The sequence below is a fragment of the Rhodococcus sp. 06-1474-1B genome (assembly GCF_002258885.1).
Taxonomy (GTDB): domain Bacteria; phylum Actinomycetota; class Actinomycetes; order Mycobacteriales; family Mycobacteriaceae; genus Rhodococcoides; species Rhodococcoides fascians.
In genome coordinates this window covers 392,478-411,182 of the sequence record NZ_NOYR01000034.1, presented here as the reverse complement: position 1 = coordinate 411,182, position 18,705 = coordinate 392,478, and the positions used below count along the sequence as shown (strand labels likewise).

Here is an 18,705-nt window from a genome sequence, read left to right as displayed (position 1 = left end):
ATGGACGGATTTCCTCGGATTTCCGTCCATAACTTCGAGTTCGGCTGTGTAGGTGGCGGCCAGCTAGGTAGTGGCAGTTTTCTTGCCGGCGAGTCCGCGCCACGCCAGGTTTTCCAGGAGGTCCGCTGCGGCGTCGACCTCGATTTCTCCGCCTGCCACGCGGTCGGCCACAGCCTCACCGGCCCCGACCAGCGCCACGGCCATCAGCCCGAAGTTCTGTGACTGTTCCGGGTCTCGGGTACTCATCGCCAGCAGACCTGCGGTCAGCTCGATCAACCGGTCTCGGCTGCTCTGCACCTGCGAGGCGAAAGCCTGCTGACCGATCGCCTGGCGGTAGAGCACCATCCACGACTTTCGGTTCTCGCCGACGAAGCCGAGGAAACCGACCAGCGCACGGCGCAGTTGTTCGCGCGGCGTCAGGGTCGGGTCTGCAGCGGGCGTCAGGGCCTCGACGAACTTGAGGCCCTCACGATGGATGCACGCAGCGAACAGCTCGTCCTTCGAGCCGTAGTACAGATAGAGCATCGGCTTGGAGATGGCCGCCTTCTTGGCGATCGAATCCATCGAAGTCTCATGAAACCCGTTGTCGGAGAACACATCCACTGCCGCGTCGAGCATCTGCTGCTCGCGGACGGCGCGGGGCAGTCTCTTGGTGCCGCCAGCCATGGATCCTCCAATACGTACGAAGCACTAGACGTTACTCCACAGTAAGGTCGAGCGACGACCGATCAGGCTCCGCACGCCCCTTTGAACCGAGCAACCGTCGCCGCCGCCTCGTCCACCTGGGCTGCGGGAAGGCGTCCCGTCGCCACTGCGTCCTCCAGATTGTCCAACACCGCCGGCACCTGATCGGTGGTCAGCCACAACGTCACATCGGCTCCGGCGACCAACGCCGACTCGACCGCGTCGACGATCCCGAGCCGGGCCGTGATCGCCGCCATGCCACTGAGGTCGTCGGTGAAGATCGGGCCGTCGAAGGGCTTCGCTCCGTATCCGACGCCGTCACGCAGCAACGCCATGGCCGCAGGGCTGATGCTGGCGGGAACACCGGGGTCGGTCAGTCCTGGCACGTCGAGGTGGCCGACCATGACGCCCACTCCGGTGGTGTCGAGCGCGGCGAACGGCAGCAGATCCTTGGCTTTCAGCTCGTCGAGCGGCGGCGTGGTGACGGCACCGGTGTGTGAATCGCCCGAACCCGAGCCGTGCCCGGGAAAGTGCTTGATGACCGGCTCGACACCCGCATCCTTCAACCCCTTCGCGTACGCCCCCGCGTACTCGATGACGACCTGCGGATCGTCGGAGAACGAGCGGTCGCCGATGACCGAATCATCGGGCTGAGCACTGACGTCGACGACCGGCGCGAAATCGACGGTGACGCCGAGATCCTTCAGTCCCCGGCCTCGCGTCAAGGCCTCCTGATACGCCTCGTCCACCGACATCGTCTGCGCCAGTTCCCGCGCCGACGGTGCCGCACCCAACAGATCGGCAACCCGCGACACGCGTCCGCCTTCTTCGTCGATCGTCACCATCGGTGCCACCGCGGACGCGTCGAGCACCTGCGGAACCTCACGGTTACCGAGCATCGACTCGTCGGTCCAGCTGCCGACGAAGATCCCGCCCACCTGCTCGGTGGACATGATCCGAACCGCGTCCTGCGTTCCGGTGACGCCCACGGTGAGCAATTGAGCGAGACGTTGCCGCTCGGTCAGACCGTCGACGAAGGTGACACACGCGTCGGCCGGCGGAGGCGTCGACTGCGGGACCGTCGTCTGCGGAGCGGTCGTCGTCGAGGACGGAGCCGACCGCGTCGAGGCCACCTGCGACGATTCACTGGAACACGAGACGAGCAACCCCACCCCGACCGTCACTGCTGCAGCGGACCGAACCGAAAACCGAAGTCGCATGGAATACGACGGTAGCCGAGAAGTTGCGTGTTGCTGACCGCCCTCCGGTTGGGATCAATGCGACTTTGTTGCACTCCGAGCGACTGAAACCCACATTGATCCGGGGCGGGGGCGGGGTAATCTGGACGAAAGCGACATGAGGAGAATCACCACCATGACTGCTGACCTCATACTCATTGCCTACGACGGTTCCGACAACGCCAAACGAGCCATCGACTATGCGGGACGGTTTCTCACCACCTCTCGCGCGATCGTCGTCACGGCCTGGGAACCGATGGTGCGTCAAGCAGCGCGGATGTCAGGTCTGTCGGGCGTCATGCAGCCCGAGTGGGTGCCGGACGACGAGGCCGAGGACGTCGCTCTCACCGACGCGAAGGTGACCAACAGCGAGGGTGTCGCCCTGGCCGAGGCCGCAGGCCTGAAGGTGGAAGGTCAGTGCACCGAATGCACCACCGCCATCTGGAGCGCGATCGTGGAGAAGGCCGACGAGATGAACGTCGACATCATCGTCACCGGCACCAGGGGCACCACGGGGCTGCGGGCCCTACTGCAGAGCTCGGTGGCCGAGCACGTGCTGCGGCACAGTCATCGACCCGTGCTGATCGTTCCTCCCGGAAAGTAACGCGTCCACCGGCCGGTTCACAGGGTGCAGGTGATACCGTGATGCCCGCGTGGGGGACAACCTCGCCCACTGCTTCACTGAGCCGACTGACTGGAGAACCGAGATGAAGTTCGCTGTCCCGGGTGTCATTGCCGCCGTCGTCGGAGCCGTACTGGGTGCCGGGGTCGTATTCGGAGTCACCGCCGGTGCAGCAGACAACTCTCGGCCGGACATCGATCGCACCGGAAACGCCGACTCGTCCTTGCTGAACCAGGTTGAGTACGGCAGCCGCTGACGCTGGTCGCTCACGTGGATCGTTGATCTCGGCCGAGCCGCTCGGTCGGATTTGGCTCTTCGGAGTCTCCGCTCTCGCATTCCTGCTCACGGTTCTGCAGGTCCCGGGCTTCACCGTCGCCGATACCAAGTACGACCTGGCGCAGAACCCTCTCGGATTTCTCGAACGCGCCTCGCATCAGTGGAACAGCGCAGCTCCGCTGGGCCAGGTGCAGAATCAGGCCTACGGCTACTTCTTCCCGCACGGGGCGTTCTTCGCCGGCGGTGATCTGCTGTCGATCCCACCGTGGATCACGCAGCGCATCTGGTGGGCGCTGCTACTCGTCGCCGGCTTCTGGGGAATCGTCCGGCTCGCCGAGGCACTCGGCGTCGGCAGTCGCACTTCCCGTCTGATCGCAGCGACAGCATTCGTGCTGTCCCCCAGGGTGATCACCACTCTGGCGTCGATCTCCTCGGAGACGATGCCGATGATGCTCGCGCCGTGGGTGCTCGTTCCCATCGTTCGTTGCCTGAACAGTCGGTCCGCAACAAATACGGTTCGGCGTGCGGCGGCACAATCGGCGCTGGCTGTGGCGTTGATGGGCGCGGTCAATGCCGTCGCGACGGCCGCCGCCGTTCTGGTGGCCGTCATCTGGCTGCTGTGCCATCGACCGAACCGCCGCTGGCTGGTGTTCGCGGCCTGGTGGACCGGCTTTCTGGTGCTGGCGACACTGTGGTGGATCGTCCCACTGCTGTTGCTGGGCAAGGTCTCTCCGCCGTTCCTCGACTACATCGAATCGTCCGGCACGACGACCCAGTGGACGTCGCTGACCGAGGTGCTGCGCGGTACCGGCAGCTGGACCCCGTTCGTCTCTCCCGAGCGGGTGGCAGGCGCCGTGCTGGTGACTCAGCCTGCTGCCGTGATCGCGACCGGCTTGATCGCGGCCGCAGGCATTGCGGGTCTGGCGATGCGCTCGATGCCGGCCCGCGGCCGATTGACGATCATGTTGTTCGTCGGCCTCGTCGGCCTGGGCGCGGGGTTCGTCGGCGATCTCGACGGTCCGTTCGCGGCAACCGTGCGAGTGTTCCTCGATTCCGCGGGCGCACCTCTGCGCAACATTCACAAACTAGAGCCGGTCATCCGAATCCCGTTAGTACTCGGCCTCGCTCATCTGCTGGCTCGGGTTCCACTGCCGGGTTCGGTTCCACGGCCGACGTGGCGAGCGGCCGTCGCGCATCCCGAGAAGCACCCGATGATGGCGGTGACCGCGCTGGTCCTGGTGGCGCTGACGCTCTCGACGGCGCTGGCGTGGACGGGCAAGCTCGCGCCGCGCGGTGCGTACGAGGCCGTGCCGCAGTACTGGCACGACGCCGCGGACTGGCTCACCGACCATGCCTCCGGCTCGAGTCCCGACGGTTCCGACGCGCAGCGTGCACTGATCGTGCCCGGCGCACCGTTCGCTCTGCAGACCTGGGGCCTGACGCGCGACGAGCCGTTGCAGGCTCTCGCGACCACGCCCTGGGCCGTCCGAGATGCGGTGCCGCTCACGCCGCCCGGTGCCATTCGCGCCCTCGACTCGGTGCAACGACTCTTCGCCGACGGCAGGCCGTCGACCGGCTTGGCCGACACCCTTGTGGGACAGGGCATCAGCTACGTCGTCGTGCGCAACGACCTGGATCCGGAGGACTCGCGGTCCACCCGACCGGCGTCCGTCCACCGCGTGCTCGACGGTTCGCCGGGGCTCGAGAAGGTGGCAGAGTTCGGCGAGGACGTGGCACCGGGTCAGGTGGACGGGGTGGTTCTGGACGGCGATCTACGGCCTCCGTATCCGGCCGTAGAGATCTACGCGGTCGATGCCGCAGCGGACGTACCTGCCTCCGGTCCGTACACGGTCGATGTGGATCGAGTGCCGGTGGTGCAGGGCGGCCCCGAGTCGATTCTGCGATCGAACGAGTTGCGCAACAACGGTGTTCGCCTGCCCGTTCCGGCCGGGCCGACGCTGTTGGCGTCGGATGCAGCTGCTGCGGGCCTGCCCGTCGATTCGGTGACGGTGACCGACACACCGATGAATCGCGAGACCGACTTCGGTCAGGTGGACAATCACAATTCCGCGTTGCGGGCCGCCGACGAGCCCCGTCGTTCGCTCAACGAGGTGCCCGATTATCCGGTGTACGGGGCGCAGACCGTGGACGCCGAGTGGGAAGGCGCGACGTTGACCGCATCGAGTTCGGCGTCGGACGCGACTCAGATCGGGGGCAGTGTGCCCGGCAGCGGGGTCGCGGCCGCAGTGGACGGTGACCTGGCCACCGGTTGGATCAGCAACGGCATCGAACGCGCTGTGGGGCAATGGCTTCAACTCGATTTCGATACTCCGGTGCGCGGCGGGTTGCTGCACATGCGGACCAGCCCGGGAACGATCGGAGACCCGGTCAAGTGGGTCGAGGTCACCACTCCGAACGGCTCGACGGCGGCCCGGGTGGACAAGCCGGGAGACCCGATGACGGTGTCGCTGCCCGGTGGTGAAACTCCGTGGCTGCGCATCACCGCGAAGTCGACGGTCGACGGCACCCGGGGCAGTCAGTTCGGCATCAGCGAGGTGTCGGTGGACGACTACTCCGATCGAGACAACCCGAAGCCGGTCTCCATCGTGCATCGCGCGGTACTGCCACCCACTCCCGCGGGCGCGAGCGTCGACGCGTGGGAGCTGGGCCAAGAATTTCCGGGCCGCTCCGGTTGCCTGGACACCGACGATCGAATCCGGTGCAGCAGTGGACTGTCCAAGTCGCCGGAGGAACTGGGCCGCTTCTCGCGCACGATCGACGTCCCGATGGGTACCGCGGTGATCCCCGAGCTGACGGTGCGCACGCGGCAGTCCCCCGAGCTCGAGGCCCTGCTGGCTCAACCCGGCCGACCGCTGGCGAGCGGAGCGTCCGACGTCGCGGACCTCGACGGTTCGGCCTTCGCCGCCACCGACGGCGACCCGCGTACGTCGTGGACGGCACCGGAGAAGTCGATCACCGATCGAGCCGGCACCGACCCCACTCTCACCATCCAATTGCCCGCTCCGACACTGGTGGACGGCCTCGAGCTGAGCCCCAGCCTCGGCGCGCTGCCTGCCCACCCCACGCGGGTGGCAGTGAATCTGGGCAACGGTCCGATGGTGCGCGATGTGGATACCGAGGGTTCGACGACACTCGCGTTGGCACCGCACGTGACCGACAGGATCGTGCTGTCCATCGTGGACTGGGACGGCGTACTCGACCGAAACTCGTTGGGCTTCATCCAATCTCAACCGCCCGGGTTTGCCGAGGTCACCCCGTTGTCCGCCGGTGAGCCGATCGGGCCGCCGTACGACGGGGACAGGCAGATCACGGTCGACTGCTTCGACGGGCCCCTGGTGTCCATCGCGGGTCAGACGGTGCGCACCTCGGTGACGGCGACCGCAGACCAATTCCGTTCCGGCGCAGCTCTACCCGCATCGGTCTGCGATGCGGACATCCCGGTGAACGACAACTTCGTCAATCCCGTGTCGCTCCCCGAGGGACGCCAGGACATCGTCGTCGAGCCCGGAGCGTCGTTCTTCGTCGACGGGCTTCGACTGCGCGCCATGCCCATTCCGGCGTTGTGGCCGGACACGTCTGCACCGCAGGCGGCGCGCACCACAGCATGGAGCCCCGATCACCGCGAAGTGACCCTCACCTCGAGCACCTCGGATCGCCTGCTCGTCATCCCCGAAAGCAACAACAGCGGCTGGCGGGCAACGACACCTGGAGGGACCGAACTGACTCCGGTGGTCGTCGACGGCTGGCAGCAGGCCTGGATCGTCCCGGCCGGGGCGTCGGGCACGGTGTCGTTGGATTTCACCACCGACCGCTGGTATCGACTCGGGATCTTCGGCGGACTACTGCTGTTGATTCCGTTGCTGATCGCGGCGCTGCGACGGCCTCGCGGCGTCGTCGATCCGGGCCCCGCGCCCAGGCCCTGGCGTAGCACTCCGGTGGCGTTCGCGGCGCTGCTCGGCGCGGCGATCGTGCTGGCAGGCGTCGTCGGAGCGATCTCGGTGCTGGTTCTCGGTGTCGGCTCGGCGCTGCTGAACCGCCGTTACGGGTCGGAGCTCACGTCTCGCGTATCGGTGTGCGCAGCAGGTGGATTCGCTCTGCTGGGGGCAGCGCTGCTCTCACTCGGGCCGTGGCGGTCGGCCGACGGATATGTGGGCGGGTCCTACGCGGTGCAGCTGGCCTCGTTGATCGGCATCGTCGCGTTGGCCGTCAGCGCGATGCGGAAGCCGTGACCGCCTTCTTCGGCGCGAACCTGCGCCGGGCCGGCTCTTCCACCAGCGCATAGCTCGCGGCAGCGACCGGAATCGACAGTGCCAGGGTCACCGTCAGCACGAACCACATGCCGCCGGAGAAGGGGACGATGCCGAACACCGGGAACACGACGGCGAGCACGGCCAGGTGCCAGATGAAGATCCCGTACGACCAGCGGCCGAGGGTCAGCATCACCGGATGCTCGAACACCCGATGCCTGCGGCCGGAATCGTCCAGCACCAACGGCGAGAGCATCGCGAACGCCAGCACGGCACCGAAGACGATCTTGAGCTCGAACTGCCACGGCTCGGGCCGCACCAATCCTTGTGGGCCCGCCAGCGGCGTCGCCGACAGAACGAATGCCGTCACCGCGATCGCGGGCATCACCCATGTGCGACGCGCCCAACGATGCACCCACATCTGCGGACCGACCGATACTTCGGCAAGCACCATGCCGACGGCGAACCACGGGAAGTAGCCGGGCAACCAGTTGTCGTGATGGATGGCTTCCGGTGTCGCGATCGGAATGAACGCCCAGGAAAGCGTCACCGCGGACGCAGCGAGCAGAACCCACACCCGGTACCTCGCCGACGATCCCCGAAGCCGGATCATCAGCCAGGCGAACAGCGGCAGCAACAGATAGAACGCCACCTCCACCGACAGTGACCACATCTGCGTCATGCCCTCGGTCAGCGTCAATGGTACGAACACCTGGGTCAGCGACAGGTTGGCCAGCCACACCCGATAGTCCCCGCCTGCGTGCGGCAGAAACAGCAGGACGAGCACCGTGACCACCCAGTAGGCGGGCAGGATGCGCACTGCGCGTGACCAGAAGTAGCGGCGAGTGGGCTGCGCCTGCGTGAGTCCGCGGGCCTGCGCGGCATGCGGGCACCACAGCAGAAATCCCGACAGCGCGAAGAAGATCGCCACCGTGAGATCGAACCGGCCCCAGACTCGGCCCATCAGCGGGGAATTGGCGGCCCCGGTCTGGAATGCGACGTGGGTGACGACGATGCCGAGCGCGGCAACTGCCCGCATCCCCTCCAGAGCGGGCACGAAGGCACGCAACGGTACGACGGACGCCGAGTGGACTCGAGTGCTCATGGTGGCTCAAGTGTGCCGTGTCGAACCGGCATGGACGAGACCGGTGCCACTGTCGACTGTTACTGTCACCTGCGACGTGTCGTAAGAAATCGGGCAGCGCATCGGGGAATTCGTACGATCCCGCCTGCGGTGTCTTCCAGTGAAGCGGTCGACTAAGGAGATTCAGCATGGCGGAGCGCTCAGGGCCGAGCCGGATATTGGCCCTTTTCCTCATCGGCTTGGGCGCATTTCTGGTGGTTGCCGCCATCCTCATCCCCACCTACACCGTCTCGGCGCTCGAGAAGACTCCGCTCGACCTCGAGGTCACCACCGTCTCCACCGGCACCGGAAGCGTCCTCGACGCGCGGTCGCTGGCAGCCGGTCGCGCCGTGGTCGATCAGAACGTTCCGCTGACCTCACAGCGATTCGTCACCGTCGAGGATCCCTCCGACGCCGACATCATGACTCTTCAGGCCGGACAGACGTTGCGCCGCACCGACAAGCAGGCCGACACCGGACTGCTGACCGCCACGGTCGACCGCGTGACCATCGATCGCAAGACCTCGATGCCCGTCGAAAGCCCGATCGGCACCATTCAGGTGGCAGGCGACAAGCCGGCCGAGGAAGTGGCCCACACCGGTCTGCAGTACAAGTTCCCGTTCAACGCCGAGCAGAAGAGCTACCCGTACTTCGACGTCAACGCGCGCGCCTCGAAGGACATCGACTTCGTCGAGGAAACCGAGATCAACGGCACGCCGGTGTACCAGTACCAGCAGACCGTCGGACCGGTCGACTTGTCGACCGTGGTGAACCTGCCGACCAACAAGGTCACGCTGCCCGCCGACACCTGGGGCGTCGAAGGTGGAACCGCACCGGTGACGATGACCCGCTGGTACGAGAACACCCGCACCCTGTGGGTCGAGCCCGAGACCGGCGTCGTCGTCAAGGGCGAAGAGCAGATCCACCAGTACTACGGCCGTGAGGCAGGCCGTCCCGAGGTCGACGTGCTGAAGGCCCCGATCACGTTCGACGAGAACACCGTCGAGTACCAGATCCAGCAGGCGAAGGACGGCCAGGACAAGCTGTCGCTCTTCGGCCGCACCGTTCCGATCGTCGCCGGCATCCTCGGTGTCATCTCGCTGATCGCCGGAGTCGTTCTGCTGCTGCGCGGCGGCGGCAACGGTGGACACCGTCAGCCGGCCCGCACCGACGCCGGTCCTCGCCCGACCCCCAGTGGCGGCACCGCACCGAACCGCGACTGGACGACCGATCGCACGGAAGAGATTCCGAGGACGAACCTCTCCAAGGAGTAAGTGCCTACGCAGGAGTGGAGCCTGCGGAACGACCAGATAGCCAGTGGCGTGGTTGTGTGCCCCAGCGGGCACATGACCACGCCACTGGCGTTTTCGGCCACTCAGGCCGTCGAGAGTATTCCGTACTGGTGTGGTTGGCGCATCAGCACGAGGTCTTTGCGGCGCACGACGTTGGTGGGGTACGCCCCACCCAGGCTCGTGGTGTCCACGACGCAGGTCGCGTGGCCCGGTGCGTCACTGTCGACGAGGGCTTCGGTTCGGGGGAAGGCGAAGGTGTCGGGCCCGAATACTCCGCTGTGCCCGGCAATTCCGCGGTCGGTGTCGATCGTGTTGGCGAAGGCGAAGTACACGTTGTTCTCGCCTGCCCGGACGCGCATGTGATGCCAGTGCACGGGATCGGCTCCGGTGGGAATCTCTGCTGCATGAGGGATGTCGGTTCCCGGGTGGGAGCCGACGAAGGTGCCTGCGAGTGCGGCCGGGCAAACGATCAGATCACAGCCACGTAGCGCCAGAATTCGGCCGGCCTCCGGCAACAGTGCATCGTGACCGACGAGCATTCCCACTCTCCCGACTGGAAGGTCGACGACGGTCCAGCGGTCGCCCGCATCGAACAGCGAGGTGTGTTCGACGGACAGATGGATCTGGCGGTACGCCGTGCAGGTTCCGTCCGCCTGAACCAGCACTGCGGAGTTGTACACCCGATCGGATCCGATGTCGCGCTCGGCCACACCGACGACCATCGAAACACCATGTCGAGCAGCGATATCGACGACGCGTGAGAGCGACGTCCCGTCGATCGACTCCCCTACCTCGCGCGGCGGGCGATCCGCGGAGACCGGCCCGGTGACGGACAGTTCGGGAAACACGATGAGATCGCTCGCGCCTGCGAGGCCGGCGGCCCACTGCTCGATGTCGTCGAGATTGCCGTCGATCGACGTCCCCGGAGTGCATTGCACGACGCTCACCGACGAAGTCCGCCCGGCCGGTAAGGGCGAGTGGCCGTAGAGGGTGAAGAAATCGAGCGGGTTCCACGCGTACGTGTTGGTCTGCAGTTCACGGTACAGATTCGGCCTGCGCACGGGCCCGGCCTCTCGTGTGCGACGAATGTCGATGTCGCCGAGAACAATACCGTCACCGACGTCGAGGCGACCGGCCACGTTACCGTCGGGTTCGATGATGCAGGTGCCGCCGCTGAACTGAACGGTTCGTTCGAGACCCCAGCGGTTGCTCTCGATGACGTAGCAGTTGTTCTCGAAGGCACGACTGATCCAGTAGGGGGCGGGAGTGCGTTCGGCGAGCCAGTTGCTGATGTGGCAGATCACGTCGGCACCCTGAAGCGCAACCACACGCGCCGTCTCCAGGAAGTGCAGATCCATGCAGATGAGCAGTGCGATGCGACCGAGCGGGGTCTCGAACACCTGGTGCCCGAGATCGCCCGGGGCCGCCCATTTGGGCTCGGCGATGTACGGATGCGTCTTGCGGTGTGTGCCGACGATTCCCTCGGGACCGATGAGAACTGCACTGTTGTAGAACAATCCGCTCGTCGCATCGACTTCGGGCATGCCCACGACGATGTAGCAGTTACGACGGGACGCGATCTCGGCGAACGTCTCGGTGGTGGGGCCGGGGATCTGTTCGACGACGGTTGCCGCTTCCTCGGTGTCGTGGAAGCAGTAGCCGGTAGTTGCCATCTCGGGTGTCGTGATCAGGCGCGCTCCGTCCGAGGCCGCCTTCTCCACGAGGTCAGTCAGAGCGGCGACGTTCGATTCCTTGGCGAACAGCGTGGGCTCGAATTGGACGGCCGCTGCAGTGAATGTCATGACGCCACAATCCTTTCGGCGATGAGGGGGTCGTTCGATTTCGGTGGTTCGTAGAACTGTCCGCGGGTTGCCATCGTGAGCGGAACGTAGAGAAGAGGACCGAGAAGCATGGCGATGAACGACGCGTAATACGACGGGTAGAGGCCGAACACGCCGAGTCCGCCCACCGCGACGCCCGCTGCCATGGCGATGATGCCGCAGGGGTTCCAATTGCGCACTCGCCCTTCGCGGAACTCGATGTTGTCGCGGGGAGCCAGGCCGAGCAGTCTTCTGCACACGAAGTAGTCCGCGAGCAGAATGAAGATCCAGGTGTTGGTCATGATGCCGGTGACGGCCAGGAACTTGTCGGTGTACTGCAGAATGTTGACGGGGTAGCACAGCACGCCCACCACCAGTAGCGCCACCATCCACCATTGACGCCCGACCTTCCTGGGCGAGAGCACATCCCACGCGTTGGACAGGGCGAGCGATCCGGAATACAGGTTCATGACGTTGATGCGAACCTGGGTGACCACCGCGAAGATCACGCCGAGCAGACCCATGACGATGGCGAAGTACAGTCCCGGGTCGGTGGCTGAGAGTTCCGGTGTTGCAGTGGTTCCGGTGAAATGACGCAGCATCGTGAAACCGAGGAACACACCGAGAATCATCACGACGACGATCATCAGCAGTTCTGCCAGCATCAGTCCGGCCGTTCCGACATAGCTGACGCTCTTCTTGACGAACCGTCCGTAGTCGGTGGCGATGAGTGCTTGAAACACGACCTGCCCGTTCGCGAGGCTGAACGCCTGCCACATTGCGGTGGCGGTGAATCCACCGGTCGCTTCCCATTCGCCGGGCCCGACGAGTACGTAACCGCTGGCGAGCATGTACATACCGACGGCGAACAGGATCAGGAAGATGGGCATCCCGAAGCGCTGCAGAATGTTCATCGAGTGCATACCGCGCCAGGAGAAGAACAGCGCCACGAGTGCGACCAGCGCGAATACCACTGTGGCCCAGGCGGAGTCGATCTCGATCCCCGCGAGCTCACTGAGCCCGTGCGAGACGATGCTGCCCTCGAAGATGAAGTAGAACACGTAGTTGACCGCGTAGACGAGCGAGGCGACGGCAGAACCCTTGGTTCCGAACCCGAGCCCGCGGGTGAGCAGTGGCAGCGACAGACCCTCTTGGCTGGCGATACGCATGATGAGGCTGCCGACGAGCGTCGCACCGATCACCATGTACGCCACGGGGATCAGGAACATCGGCCATCCCACCAGAAACCCGATCTGGCCGCCGAGGGCGAACCAGAACATCGCGGTCACGTTGCCGGTGAGGACCAGCAGGATCGCCGGCCGCCGCCAGCGTTGGTCGTCGGGCACTCGGGAGGTTGCGTAGCTTTCGATCTGATCGTCGAGGCTGGTCGCTGGCCCCTCGAAGTATTTCTTCATGTTCATGAACGGGTGTCCACTTCGGTTCGCGGCGAGAGCGCTGGCTGCGCTGCATCGGAACAATACTTTCCGTGGACACTATTGCAATGTGAAACATGTTAAAAAGAGATCACGAAAGCGGCCGACCTGGCAGGTTACGGCGGAGACCGCGTCCGAGACCGGACGCCGAGAAAGGTCAGTGGGTGATCGAGGGCGTCTTCGCGTTGGTCTCGAGGGCCCGGAGCAGAGACTGCAACAGCTCACGATCCGACTCCGACGGGAAGACCATCGCCGCGGCGTCGTTCATCATCGGGGCGGCCGCGTCGTGCTTTGCTTTCCCACGGGCCGTCAAGCGGATCAGCACCTGCCGACGATCGACGGTGCCGGTACGGCGGTGCACCAGATTGTTGGACACCAGCCGGTTGACCGCCTTGGTCAACGTCGGCGGCGAGAGCAATGCGAACTCCGCCGTCTCGGCCATCGTGTGTCCCTCACCGTCGGACAACAGCGACAGCACTCGCCATTCTTCGAGGTCCAATTCCCACGGCACGAGGGTGGCGCGCAATCGATCCGACACGGCCCGCTCGACCACGGTGAGCAAACGCGCTGCCGACGCAGCATCCTGGTGATCCACGTGATCGTCCCCCTGCTCGGTTACTGCGTCGGCGCTACAGTCTCTCTCAGCGATTCTATGGTGAAGCGAACCGCGAAGAGACACCGAGCGGACGGACGGCACGATGAACAGCGATCGGTTCGACACGTTTCGCGTCGGCCTGATCTTTCCGATGTCCGGACCGTTCGGCATCATCGGACCCTCGAGCGAGCTGTCGGCCCAGCTGGCCAGGGACGAACTCAACGCCTCGGCCGGCGTGTTGGGCCGCCGCGTCGAGTTGATGTCCATCGACGGCGGCCGCGATCCGGTGACGGTGGCCCACGAGGTCGCGACGCTGCTCGATGCCGGTGCCCTCGATGCGGTGGCGGGGATGCACACTTCGGCGGTACGGCGAGCCGTCATTCCGGTGACGCTCGGACGGATTCCGTACGTGTACACCTCCATGTACGAGGGCGGCGACCGCTACCCGGGACTGTTCATCACCGGTGAGACCCCTGCCAACCAACTGGTCCCGGCGCTGGAGTTCCTCGTTCGCGAATTCGGACGACGCCGCTGGGCAATCGTCGGAAACGACTACGTCTGGCCCCGAAAGAGCGCTTCCATCACGGCAACTCGGCTCCGTGGGCTGGGCGCATCGGTGGTGCACGCGGAGTTCGCACCGGTCGGCACGAGCGACTTCGCAAGGACCGTCACCGCGATCGAGCGGTCGGGTGCCGACGCGACCGTGGTCCTCCTCATCGGCGACGACGCAGTCCATTTTCATCAGCAATTCGCCGGGGCCGGGCTGGACGGGCACTGCATCCGTCTCAGTCCACTGATGGACGAGAACATGTTGCTGGCGGCCGGCGGCGAGAACACCCACGGGCTGTACGTCGCGTCCGGCTATTTCGAAACCCTCGCCACCGAAGCAAGTTTGGGATTCTCGGCTCGTTTCGCTCGTTCATTCGGGGTCGATGCGCCGATCGTCGGCGCACTGGGACAGTCGTGCTACGAGGGCATCAAACTGCTGGGCGCGCTGGTGAACAGGGCAGGCACAGCAGATGTTCGCATCATCGAATCCGTATCCGATTCGGTGTCGTTCACCGGTGCCCGTGGGCACCTGTTTCTGTCCGACGGCCACGTCTCGCAACCGATCTATCTGGCGTTGGCCGGTGCTGTCGACTTCGAGATCATCGGCGAGATCCGGCCCGCGCGCGACTGATTCTGTCGCCGAACAGGACAACGCCGCACACGACGGCCATCGTGACCGCGGCGGTAACGGCTGCGACGGTGACGAACTGGGCCAGGGTGGAGGCCACGAACAGCAACAGCAGCACCTCGACCGCGAGGGCGAACCAGGCGACGAGGGCCAGGTGGGTGCGCTCCCCCGCGATTGCCCACAGCAGTGCGCTCTGCAGTACCGCCAGACACGCCCCCTGCAGCACGAAGAGCCACACGTATTGCTGCACACCGGAATACGTGTCACCGACAACCAAAGGAAGTAGCGGCGACGCCAGCGCGCCCCCGAGTACCAGTACCGTGCCGAGTCCGGCGACGACGGTCAGCGCCGATCGCACTGCGGCAGCCGAGTGCAGCGGGTTCGCCATGCGCGGATACAACACCACTCCGACCGCCTGCGGCAGCCAGAACGCCGCTTTGGACGCGACGGCACCGACCGCATACAGCCCGGCTTCGGTACTGCTGAGCAACGACCGAGCCAGCACCAGATCCAATGCGGACATCGCGATCAGCACCAACTGCACCTGCGAGGCCTGCAGCACCGTCAGAACGGTCACCCTGGTTTCCGACACCGCGTTCACCGGCGCTCCGGCGGCCGACCGCGCGCCGACGGCCACCACGCCGATACCGGCCGCCGTGGCCAGCAGCACCGAACCCGGGCCGCCGCCGAGCAGCAACACGACCACCGCCGGCGCCACCTTGCCGAAACCGGCCGCCGCCAACACCACGCTCAGTGCGCCGAACCGGCCGCGTCCTTGCAGCAGCCCCTGCTCCGCGGCCAACAACACCAGCACCGGCGCAGCGATCACGGCCGACACCGTCGCCGCTGCCGAGACGTCCATGGCCGCCGACAAAGCCGGGGACACAGCGAGAGCCAGCACACCCACGACCGCCGCACAGCGGTAGCCGACGCCACGCAGCTCGCGCGAACTGCGGCCGCGCACCACCTCGCGCGCGACGACGGACTGCAACGCCAACGCCGGGACCGCCAGAACCAATTGCACCGCAAGCAGACTCGCGAACTCGCCGTAACCCTCGACGCCGAGCATGCGACTCGCGAGCACCTGTAGCAGATACGCCACGACATTGGCGAACATCGAGCCGGCCGTCACCATCCCCATCCCGGCGACGGACGCACCCGCCGGGTGGTCTGCCTCGGACGAGGCGCGAAACGACATGCGTCCACGGTATAGGGTGCCGATCATGGCGTGGTCGAGGTCGAGGTGGACGCCGCCGCTCTACAGCCTGCTGCTCGCGCTCGTCGTTCTCGGACCACTGCTCGGCCCTGGATATCTCCTGCTTCGCGACGCCGTCAGCACCCCCCGTTCCTACTTCACCGACTCCGCCTGGGGAATCGCCGACGCGGCCGCGCGGGCAGTGCCGCAGGATGCCGCGATCGCGGCCCTGACCACGGTGTTCGACGGTGGCCTTGTGGTCAAGGCCGTTCTGCTGCTGGCCTTGTGGACGGCCGGCTGGGGCGCGGCGGTGATGGCGCAGAAGATGCTGCCCACCGCGCCACTGCCTGCCCTGCTCGTCGCGTCGACGGTGGCCGTGTGGAACCCCTACGTCGCCGAACGCCTGCTGCAGGGACATTGGAGTCTGCTCGCCGGCTACGCCGCCCTCCCGTGGACGGTGGTCGCCGCACTCGCGGTCAGGTCCGGTCGCTCCTGGTGGGCCCTCGCCGTCTGCCTGGCCGCGGCCGGGCTCACCCCCACCGGCGCGCTGCTGGCGGCAACCGTCGCGCTACTCGTCGTCGCCCTCCCCGGGGGTGCCCGACGCGGCCTGCGCGTGGTCGCCACCCTCGCGATCGCCGCCGTCGCGTCGGTGCCGTGGCTGGCTGCGACGATGGTGTCGGGCGGTGGCGTCGAACCGGCGGATCCGGCGGGTTGGGCCGCGTTCGCAGCACGCGCCGAACCGGGTCTGGGCACGGTGGGTAGTCTGGCCGGTCTCGGCGGAATCTGGAACTCCGATGCCGTACCCGGCTCTCGGACAGGACTATTCGCTGTCGTGGGGACGGTCCTGTTGCTGACCGTCGTCGCTCTCGGGATACGGCCGCTGTATCGCCGTCGACGCAATCCGGTGATCGTGGGCCTGAGTGTCGTTGCACTCGCTGCCATCGTGCTTCCTGCGCTGGCAGCAACCGGACCGGGGTTGGCGGCCGCTCGCGTACTGGGCGACACCGTCCCCGGGGCCGGTCTGCTCCGCGATTCGCAGAAGTGGGTCGCGCTGGCCATGCCGATGTACGCCCTCGCCGCTGCAGCCGGTATCAGCTGGTTGGCGTCCCGGCGCACCCGATCCGGCAATGCATGGCTGCCGGGGGGCGTGGCCGTGCTGGCGTTGCTCATTGCGCTCCCCGACCTCGGCTGGGGCGTCGGCAGCGCACTGAAACCGGTGACGTACCCGCAGTCGTGGCAAGCGGTGTCGGCGGAACTCGCCGACCAGGACGGCGACGTGGCCGTCCTTCCCGCCGGAATGTTCCGCCGCTTTCCCTACAGCGGCTCAGCACCCGTTCTCGATCCCGCACCCCGCATGCTGCCGCTCGACGTACTGCAGACCGGTGAGCTCCTCGTCGCAGGCGGCACGGTCCGCGGGGAAGGGAAACGGGCGACGGACGTGCAGAACGCTCTGCTCGCAGGCGACTCCGCGGACACTCTCGCAGCCCTGGGTGTCGGCTGGGTACTGGTGGAGAACACGACCCCGGGCGAGCTCGGCAATGCGCAGCAGACGTTGGACCGACTCGACGTCGTGTACTCCGACGAGGAACTGAGCCTCTATCGGGTGCCGGATCCGGCGATGCTCGAAAGTCGTTCGGCAACAGCCGTTGTGCTCGCACATCTGGCGTGGGCACTGCTGTTGCTCGGCGGACTAGCGATAGGACTCCTGAGCCGATTCGGCAGGCCTTTGCGCGTCGGCCGCCCCCACCAGGCCTGACGACCAGGTGCCGCGCGTCGTCCCGTCGAGCACCGAGAACACGCCGTCGGCGCACTGGCCCCAGGAGAACTCACCCGCGCGGACTCGTGCCTTCTCACCGAGGCGAGTGCGGGCCTCGGCATCCTGCAGCAGTTCGGCGACGGCACCGGTCAGCGCGGACACATCGCGGTCCTCCGCTCCGGATGTCGAACCACCCACGAGAACACCGGTGACGCCGTCGATGATCGAATCGGTGAGTCCCTTGGAGCTGCGATAGCCCACCGTGGGAACACCGTGCTGGGCAGCTTCGACGACGGCGAGGCCCCAGCCCTCCTTGCGGGAGGGCATCACATGCACCCACGACCGACCGAGCAGTGCATGCTTGCGCTCCTCGTCGACGTGACCGTGGAAGGTGACGTATCGATCGACGCCCAGGCTCGTGACGTACTCGCGAAGATTCCGTTCCCACCATCCGCCGCCGATGACGTCGAGATGGATGTCGGGAATGCTGCCGCGCAGTGCAGCCACGACGTCGATCGCGTCCTCGATCTGCTTGTGTGGAACCAGCCTCGACAGCACGGACAAGGACGGGTGCGGCGTGCGGGTGTCCTCGCCGCCTTCCGGTACAGACACTGGGATGTCGTCGGCACCGTTGCGGACCACGGCGATGCGCTCCCGGTCGACACCGAGAGCGATCAGCTCGTCTGCAGAAGGCAACGACACTGTCAGGTACTGATTGCGGCGGTGCACCTTCGGCGAGATCGTCGACTCGAGCCACCAGCCGAGCTTTGCCATCATCGGGCCCGCCACCGGCCACTGCTCGCGGTGACAGTGATGCACCAGCAGCGTCACCGGCACACCGAGTACTGCGCGGGAGAAGAACGGAATGCCGTTCTGGGTGTCGATCACGGCATCCGGGGAGATCCCCTTGAGCGGCCCGAAACCGAGCCGGCCGGCGGCGATGGCGCCCAGAGCGCGGGGATACACCGACAGGCGACCACCACCGCGACTGATCCGGATGCCGTCGACGATCTCCTCGGCCGGAGCACCGGGATAGGACGCCGTCCGCAGCGTGACGCGGACACCGCGTCGAGCCAGGCCCGCGCCGACTTGCTCGAGGTAGCGCTCGCTGCCGCCGCCCTGCGGATGCCCGGTATCGCGCCAGCACAGCAACAGAACCTCGCGCACCGCTCGCTTCACCCCATCCACCGTGCTCGCTTCTCGACCGTCGTCGAATACCGCTGCCA

14 protein-coding genes are annotated in these 18,705 nt (G+C 66.2%); 6 read left to right on the top strand and 8 right to left on the bottom strand.

Annotation, left to right across the window (positions count from 1 at the left end; genetic code table 11):
• Positions 1-63: 63 nt before the first annotated feature.
• Both CH266_RS23750 and CH266_RS23745 read right to left on the bottom strand, forming a co-directional pair.
• Entirely contained in the window at positions 64-666 is a 603-nt protein-coding gene (locus CH266_RS23750; RefSeq protein ID WP_027495382.1) for a TetR/AcrR family transcriptional regulator, read from the bottom strand.
• 62 nt (positions 667-728) lie between these two features.
• Positions 729-1,904 carry a glycoside hydrolase family 3 N-terminal domain-containing protein gene (locus tag CH266_RS23745; RefSeq protein WP_094716282.1) on the bottom strand — a complete coding sequence of 392 codons (1,176 nt, stop codon included), beginning with the start codon at positions 1,902-1,904 and terminating at the stop codon, positions 729-731.
• Positions 1,905-2,058: 154 nt separating this feature from the next.
• On the opposite strand from CH266_RS23745, the gene CH266_RS23740 reads away from it, so the two are divergent.
• The 3 genes from CH266_RS23740 to CH266_RS23730 all read left to right on the top strand — a co-directional run bounded on the left by CH266_RS23740 (position 2,059) and on the right by CH266_RS23730 (position 7,070).
• The gene (locus CH266_RS23740) at positions 2,059-2,526 is read left to right on the top strand and encodes a universal stress protein (RefSeq protein ID WP_027495380.1); all 468 of its coding nucleotides are present in this window, start codon (positions 2,059-2,061) and stop codon (positions 2,524-2,526) included.
• 103 nt (positions 2,527-2,629) lie between these two features.
• Entirely contained in the window at positions 2,630-2,800 is a 171-nt protein-coding gene (locus CH266_RS23735) for a DUF2613 domain-containing protein (protein ID WP_072692026.1), read from the top strand.
• A complete protein-coding gene (locus CH266_RS23730; protein ID WP_255176004.1) occupies positions 2,781-7,070 on the top strand; it encodes an alpha-(1->3)-arabinofuranosyltransferase in 4,290 nt (1,429 codons plus the stop codon). The genes CH266_RS23735 and CH266_RS23730 overlap by 20 nt, the downstream gene beginning before the upstream one ends.
• On the opposite strand, the gene CH266_RS23725 is transcribed toward CH266_RS23730, so the two are convergent.
• Positions 7,048-8,193: an acyltransferase family protein gene (locus tag CH266_RS23725; RefSeq protein WP_094716280.1), complete on the bottom strand. Its 1,146-nt coding sequence runs from the start codon at positions 8,191-8,193 to the stop codon at positions 7,048-7,050. The genes CH266_RS23730 and CH266_RS23725 overlap by 23 nt on opposite strands.
• Positions 8,194-8,360: 167 nt before the next feature.
• Here CH266_RS23725 and CH266_RS23720 point away from each other — a divergent pair, with 167 nt between their 5' ends.
• Positions 8,361-9,485, top strand: a complete 1,125-nt coding sequence (locus tag CH266_RS23720; RefSeq protein ID WP_032369491.1) for a DUF3068 domain-containing protein — start codon at positions 8,361-8,363, stop codon at positions 9,483-9,485.
• A gap of 101 nt (positions 9,486-9,586) precedes the next feature.
• On the opposite strand, the gene CH266_RS23715 is transcribed toward CH266_RS23720, so the two are convergent.
• From CH266_RS23715 to CH266_RS23705, 3 genes are all read right to left on the bottom strand, one after another.
• A complete protein-coding gene (locus CH266_RS23715; RefSeq protein WP_094716279.1) occupies positions 9,587-11,305 on the bottom strand; it encodes a nitrilase-related carbon-nitrogen hydrolase in 1,719 nt (572 codons plus the stop codon).
• Entirely contained in the window at positions 11,302-12,744 is a 1,443-nt protein-coding gene (locus CH266_RS23710) for a purine-cytosine permease family protein (protein ID WP_094716278.1), read from the bottom strand. The genes CH266_RS23715 and CH266_RS23710 overlap by 4 nt, the downstream gene beginning before the upstream one ends.
• A 169-nt stretch (positions 12,745-12,913) precedes the next feature.
• Positions 12,914-13,351, bottom strand: a complete 438-nt coding sequence (locus tag CH266_RS23705) for a MarR family winged helix-turn-helix transcriptional regulator (RefSeq protein ID WP_176457188.1) — start codon at positions 13,349-13,351, stop codon at positions 12,914-12,916.
• A 103-nt stretch (positions 13,352-13,454) separates the two neighbouring features.
• Between CH266_RS23705 and CH266_RS23700 the strand changes: the two genes are divergently transcribed.
• Positions 13,455-14,531, top strand: coding sequence for a substrate-binding domain-containing protein (locus CH266_RS23700; protein WP_032406056.1), 1,077 nt, complete (start codon positions 13,455-13,457; stop codon positions 14,529-14,531).
• On the opposite strand, the gene CH266_RS23695 is transcribed toward CH266_RS23700, so the two are convergent.
• The gene (locus CH266_RS23695) at positions 14,500-15,726 is read right to left on the bottom strand and encodes a polysaccharide biosynthesis protein (protein ID WP_176457187.1); all 1,227 of its coding nucleotides are present in this window, start codon (positions 15,724-15,726) and stop codon (positions 14,500-14,502) included. The two genes, CH266_RS23700 and CH266_RS23695, sit on opposite strands and share 32 nt — an antisense overlap.
• Before the next feature lie 25 nt (positions 15,727-15,751).
• Between CH266_RS23695 and CH266_RS23690 the strand changes: the two genes are divergently transcribed.
• Complete coding sequence (locus CH266_RS23690; RefSeq protein ID WP_094716370.1) at positions 15,752-17,479, top strand: hypothetical protein; 1,728 nt, start codon at positions 15,752-15,754, stop codon at positions 17,477-17,479.
• Here the strand turns inward: CH266_RS23690 and CH266_RS23685 are convergent.
• Positions 17,414-18,646: a glycosyltransferase family 4 protein gene (locus CH266_RS23685; protein WP_094716369.1), complete on the bottom strand. Its 1,233-nt coding sequence runs from the start codon at positions 18,644-18,646 to the stop codon at positions 17,414-17,416. The genes CH266_RS23690 and CH266_RS23685 overlap by 66 nt on opposite strands.
• Between the last annotated feature and the right edge of the window lie 59 nt (positions 18,647-18,705).

Coding starts and splice junctions, on each gene's coding strand:
- CH266_RS23750 (WP_027495382.1), bottom strand. CDS start 666: ATGGCTGGCGGCACCAAGAGACTGCCCCGCGCCGTCCGCGAGCAGCAG.
- CH266_RS23745 (WP_094716282.1), bottom strand. CDS start 1,904: ATGCGACTTCGGTTTTCGGTTCGGTCCGCTGCAGCAGTGACGGTCGGG.
- CH266_RS23740 (WP_027495380.1), top strand. CDS start 2,059: ATGACTGCTGACCTCATACTCATTGCCTACGACGGTTCCGACAACGCC.
- CH266_RS23735 (WP_072692026.1), top strand. CDS start 2,630: ATGAAGTTCGCTGTCCCGGGTGTCATTGCCGCCGTCGTCGGAGCCGTA.
- CH266_RS23725 (WP_094716280.1), bottom strand. CDS start 8,193: ATGAGCACTCGAGTCCACTCGGCGTCCGTCGTACCGTTGCGTGCCTTC.
- CH266_RS23720 (WP_032369491.1), top strand. CDS start 8,361: ATGGCGGAGCGCTCAGGGCCGAGCCGGATATTGGCCCTTTTCCTCATC.
- CH266_RS23715 (WP_094716279.1), bottom strand. CDS start 11,305: ATGACATTCACTGCAGCGGCCGTCCAATTCGAGCCCACGCTGTTCGCC.
- CH266_RS23710 (WP_094716278.1), bottom strand. CDS start 12,744: ATGAACATGAAGAAATACTTCGAGGGGCCAGCGACCAGCCTCGACGAT.
- CH266_RS23700 (WP_032406056.1), top strand. CDS start 13,455: ATGAACAGCGATCGGTTCGACACGTTTCGCGTCGGCCTGATCTTTCCG.
- CH266_RS23695 (WP_176457187.1), bottom strand. CDS start 15,726: ATGTCGTTTCGCGCCTCGTCCGAGGCAGACCACCCGGCGGGTGCGTCC.
- CH266_RS23690 (WP_094716370.1), top strand. CDS start 15,752: ATGGCGTGGTCGAGGTCGAGGTGGACGCCGCCGCTCTACAGCCTGCTG.